Here is a 5,315-nt window from a genome sequence, read left to right as displayed (position 1 = left end):
CTGTCCAATATCAAGGACGCATATACAAAAGAGGACGGAAGCATTTATACCATGCCTGTCAAGTTCGGCATTCCGATGATAGAGGGAAATAAGGATATCATAGCCGGAATTACGGATCTGACAACAGAAGCTGATGCAGCGGAGTCGCAGAAAGATAGCTATGGAAAATTACAATTCTTCAGCGATTTTTCTATAGCACCATCCTATCTGATACAGGGAACCATAGATAATAGTATACCTGCATGGATGAACGAAGACGGAACTCTGAATGAAAATGCTGTGAAAGAATATCTGGAACAGGTAAACAGGATCTGGCAGACTCAGAAAAATGCGATAGAAGAAACAAAGAAAGCTTATCAGATGGGGGATGACTGGGCAGATTCAGATCATTCAGGATATATGGACATTTCAGGATCCGTAACCAGTCTGCTTGCAAAAGTTGATACAGTAGCAGCAGGAGGCCTGCTCTCACCGGAAGGTCTGGTATCTTTAGATTCTGCAAGAAAAGTAGATCCGGATCTGGATTATAAACTTCTGAACGGACAAAGCGAGAACTGTTTCTATCCAAGGAGTGCTGTCGGGGTCAGTGCAAAGGCATCCGAAAAAGAAGCGGCAGAGAAGTTTGTCAAGTTTCTGTTTGAAGAGGAATCCCAGAGAGCAAGTAATACGGAAGGGTTAGCTGTAAATAGTAAAGTTTATGAGGATATGGCTTACTGGAAAATGGGAAAATCCAGCGGAGATACCATTGGCTCGATCGGGGCTTCCTATGATACGGCAGATGGTAATATCAAGCAGATTGAGATGGACGAGATCATTCCGGAAGATGAAGCAATACAGAACATCATGGATCTGGAAAAACACTTACTGTACCTGCAAAGAGTAATCAGATCATCCGAAATGCAGTAACGGAATCCGGTGAGAAATACCTCAATGGAGAAACGGGGCTGGATGATGCTGTGAAAGAGATCATGCAGGAAGTAAATCTGTATTTATCTGAATAAGCGGCTGTCTGCTGCTGATTACCCAACACTGCAAGGTAAGGGAGTTTAAGAGAATGAAGATTAATTTAAAAGAACACTTATCTTTAACAGAGAAACGGAACGCAAAATCAGATTTGCTGTTTAGTCGGAAACGAAATCGCAGAAGATGTGCAGCTTTCAGAAATACAGAAAAAGGTCTGGCTTTTATTCTTCCGAGTTTTGCAGGTGTCTGCATTTTCTGGCTGATCCCGTATGTGGATGTGATCCGCAGATCTTTTTGCGGGGCAGTGAATGGAGAATTTGTGGGGATAGAGAACTACAGGACGATATTTGCAAACAAAGCGTTTCGTCTGGCAGCAGGCAACACACTTCGGTTCTTCGGAGTGTGTGTGCCGCTGCTGGTGGTATTGTCTCTGATCATAGCAGTCCTGCTTGCAGGGCAAAAAAGATTTACGCAGATTCTGAAAAGTTTCTTTCTTCTGCCAATGGCAATCCCTGTAGCATCAGTGGTACTTCTGTGGAGACTGCTTTTTGACGATCAGGGCTTATTGAATCACCTGCTTCATATGTTATCTGTTCAGACGACTGACTGGATGAATACAGGTGCTTCTTTTTATGTACTGGTGATCAGTTATATATGGAGAAATCTTGGATATGATGTAGCGCTCTGGATGGCAGGATTGTCTGCCATTCCGGCGGCACTTTACGAGGCAGCAAAAGTGGACGGGGCAGGGGAGTGGAAATGTTTTACGAAGATCACACTCCCGAATCTGCTCCCGTCCCTTTTTACGATCGTGGTACTTTCTGTACTCAATGCATTTAAGGTTTTCCGTGAGGCATATCTGGTGGCCGGTGATTATCCACAGGAAAAAATGTATCTGCTTCAGCATCTGTTTAACAACTGGTACAGGGACCTGTCGCTGGATAAGATGTCGGCTGCGGCAGTGGTGACCGGACTGGTGATTTTTCTGCTGATCCTGGGATTGTGGAAAGCCTGGGGGAAAGGCGGGGCAGAATGAGAAAAGTTATGCAGATATTCCGTATCAGGAAGATAGGAAGCCTGCTCCTTGTACTCCTTGCACTGGTGGCAGTATTTCCGGTATTTTTTTCAGTTACAGGATCACTGATGGGGCAGAAGGAATTAAATGATCTTCTGGGGGCGGTACTGACAGCAGACAGTGGATCTGCTTCCGGTCAGGCAGTCAGTTATGTATTCTGGAGAGTACTTCCGCTTTATCCGACGCTGAGATCCTATGTGAAAGTCCTGCTGGATTCTCCGGAGTTTTTTGTGATGTTCTGGAATTCCGTAAAGATTACTGTCGGAGTTCTGGCAGGGCAGATCCTGGTGGGAGTACCGGCAGCGTGGGGATTTGCCAGATATCGTTTTCCGGGAAAAAATCTGCTGTTTATGATCTATGTGGCATTGATGATGATGCCCTTTCAGGTAATGATGCTCAGTAATTATTTGGTTCTGGATCAGATGAAACTTCTGGATCATCTGTGGGGGATTATTCTTCCGGCGGCCTTTTCCACGTTTCCGGTTTTTATCATGTATCGTTTCTTTGAGAGTATTCCGGAGGCACTGATGGAATCTGCGCGGCTGGACGGGGCGGGTGAGCTGCTTATTTTTATCAGAATCGGAATCCCTCTGGGTTCTGCGGGTATCATTTCGGCACTGGTTCTGGGATTTCTGGAATACTGGAATCTGATCGAACAGCCAATGGCATTTCTGAAGACCAAAAGTCTGTGGCCGCTGTCTCTGTACCTTCCACAGATCGATATCTCCCAGACAGGAAAGGCATTTGCGGTATCTGTTCTGGTTCTGATCCCGGCAGTGATCGTTTTTCTGGCAGGGCAGGATTATCTGGAACAAGGGATCATATCCACGGCAATCAAGGAATAGAGCGACAGAAACGAGAGGATTTATCTATGAAGAAAATAAAACTGATAAAAATTCTGGCAGGATTTTTTGCCCTGATGCTTTTGTTTACTTTTCTGTCCAGGGCGGCAGATTCGGTGAATGTAGCACAGGTAGAGACAAAAACAGCTCAGAATCAGGTGATCACGCATGAGGTGACCGGCACAGGTAAAGTGATGGGAACCAGAGAACGGGCAGTTTTTACCCAGGAGGGACAGAAGGTGGAGCAGGTTTATGTGCAGGAAGGACAGAATGTGAAAAAAGGGGATGCGCTGCTGAAGTTTTCTGTAAAATATCTAAAAAAAACCATAAAGGAAAAACAGGATGCCATAGATGTTCTGCAGGGGAAGATCAATGATCTGATCAGTGCAGAGTCTGTGAATCAGCAGAAGAGAAATAATGAGTTTTCAGATGCACAGGAAAATTATAACAGTGCGGTTTCCAGCGGAAATTACAGTGTGCAGGCGGCACAGAATGAGGCAGCCATAGCCAGACAGAAGCTTCAGGATTATTACGCACAGCGGGATGCGGCGCAGAATGACGTACAGGATAAGATACCGGATGAGGAGAAGTTCAGTGATTCCAGCGAGTTTGATGATCCGGAGAACTCCGGTGATTCCGGAAATACGGATCGCACAGATGGCGAAGGGAATAAAAATACATCAGGAAACGGCGACAATTCGAATGCGCAGGACAATTCTCAGGAGCAGGCATTGATTGATGATATCCGGGCGAAAGAGGAGGCGGTCAATGAAGCCATGCTCAGCCGCAGAAGAGAACTTCAGTCAGCAGAGCAGGCAATCCGGGATACGCAGATCGGTGATGCTTCGGATTCCACGCTGGAGAATACGCAGGCGGAACTTGAGACTGCGCAGAAAGATCTGGAAACGTTGCAGAAAGTGCTGGCACGAAAGGGAAAAGTGAAAGCACCCTGTGATGGTGTGATAAAGAGTCTGAGTGCAGTGACAGGAAGCCAGACAGGAGCGGAAGCTGCGGTTGTCCTTTATGAATCCAAAGGAACCTTTCGGTTTCAGGCAGAGGTCAGCAAAGATGATCTGAAATACATAAAGAGTGGCGGAGAGGTAATTTTAAAAGGTGCGGATGAAAAAGAGATTACAGGAGCGAAAGTGGAGTCTGTGAAAGAGGACAGCAGTAATGAAAATCAGTACATTCTTTCTGTACAGGTACCGGAGGGAACTCTTTCCATAGGAGATACTGCGGAATTTACAATTTCTCAGGATGCAGGTCCTTTTAATGTCTGTGTTCCGCTGAGCGCATTGTATGAGGAAAATGGCAGATACTATGTTTATGTGACAGATACACAGAACACCGTCCTGGGTGAGGTACTGGTAGCGCGAAAAACGTATGTGAATGTGAAAGATAAAAATTCTTCCACTGCTGCGCTGGAGAACGGGGATTTATCAAGTGACCAGAAAATCGTGACTTCCAGTGACAGAGAGATCAGCAGCGGCAGCCGGATCAGGCTGCTGGAGGAATGAGTGTCAGAAGTCAGAGTGCCTTTTTAAGGAAAGCTGGTACTCTGACTGTGTGGCTGATTATTTTCTGTATTTATTTTCTGGGAGTCTATAATTATGTGCAGATCAGAAATGATACAGCAGTATCGGTGTTTCTGTCCGCAGCTTATCCTGACAGGAAAGGAGCAGAAAATATCCTGAAGCAGGAAAGAAAAAGTGAGAAGCCTTATGATGTATGTTTTTATGCAGATGCAGGGTTGAGGGAGATTTCTGCGAAAGAAGGAAACCGGCAGGCACAGGCGATGACTGTGTATCTTAAGGGAAATCCCGCAGGGTATGACTGGCAGGCAGCAGCTCTGACAGAAGGTGATCCGGATGGTTGCGTGATTGATGGTACAACTGCCTGGGAGCTCTTTGGCAATAAGGTTCCGGGTGGTCAGATTCTGTTTCAGGGACGTACTTATACTGTCAGGAAAGTTGCGGACTCGGGGCAGAAAATTTTGGTTTTCGGGGCGGCTTCTGCGGATGATACCGAGACGGAACTTTTTTATAATCGTTTGTTTATCAGAAGGAGAAATGGAGAAACCGAAGAAAGTACAGTGAACGAGCTTTGCTGATGAAATACGGACTTCAGGGAACTGTGGTATCCTCAACTTTACCGAAAAATGCAGGACTGGCGGCATTACTGCTGCTGCCGGCGGTTCTTTCTGGCAGTCTGTGGACGGAAATAAGCAGAGAAAAAAAGAACTATACAGTGAAAGATGCAGAGTACTGGTTCTCGCAACCTGCTGTACAGTGTAATGGCAGGGACGGTGGTCTGGCTTCTTCTTTGGACACATCCCCGACCTGGCCGGAGGGGATGGATTCCGTCAAGGTGGTCTGACTTTGGGTTCTGGAAAGAAAAGGTGGATGCAGGCTGTGGCAGAATTTAAGCTGTATCGA

6 protein-coding genes are annotated in these 5,315 nt (G+C 46.1%); all 6 read left to right on the top strand.

Going from position 1 to position 5,315, the window contains the following annotated elements; all coding sequences use genetic code 11:
• On the top strand, positions 1–906 hold a 906-nt coding region (locus AC075L_RS10095; protein WP_476387601.1), incomplete at its 5' end, for an extracellular solute-binding protein.
• A gap of 148 nt (positions 907–1,054) precedes the next feature.
• Positions 1,055–1,999 carry a carbohydrate ABC transporter permease gene (locus AC075L_RS10090; RefSeq protein ID WP_476387600.1) on the top strand — a complete coding sequence of 315 codons (945 nt, stop codon included), beginning with the start codon at positions 1,055–1,057 and terminating at the stop codon, positions 1,997–1,999.
• Positions 1,996–2,883: a carbohydrate ABC transporter permease gene (locus tag AC075L_RS10085; protein ID WP_226852677.1), complete on the top strand. Its 888-nt coding sequence runs from the start codon at positions 1,996–1,998 to the stop codon at positions 2,881–2,883. Before AC075L_RS10090 ends, AC075L_RS10085 begins: the two co-directional genes overlap by 4 nt.
• 26 nt (positions 2,884–2,909) lie before the next feature.
• Positions 2,910–4,397, top strand: coding sequence for an HlyD family efflux transporter periplasmic adaptor subunit (locus tag AC075L_RS10080; RefSeq protein ID WP_118566223.1), 1,488 nt, complete (start codon positions 2,910–2,912; stop codon positions 4,395–4,397).
• Complete coding sequence (locus AC075L_RS10075) at positions 4,394–4,990, top strand: hypothetical protein (RefSeq protein ID WP_476387599.1); 597 nt, start codon at positions 4,394–4,396, stop codon at positions 4,988–4,990. Before AC075L_RS10080 ends, AC075L_RS10075 begins: the two co-directional genes overlap by 4 nt.
• Complete coding sequence (locus AC075L_RS10070; RefSeq protein ID WP_476387598.1) at positions 4,990–5,256, top strand: hypothetical protein; 267 nt, start codon at positions 4,990–4,992, stop codon at positions 5,254–5,256. Before AC075L_RS10075 ends, AC075L_RS10070 begins: the two co-directional genes overlap by 1 nt.
• Positions 5,257–5,315 lie beyond the last annotated feature (59 nt).

It is taken from the genome of Blautia sp. ZXY-1-B12, assembly GCF_056339915.1.
Note: the sequence above shows the minus strand (reverse complement) of the source record. Positions and strands in the feature narration are given on the sequence as shown.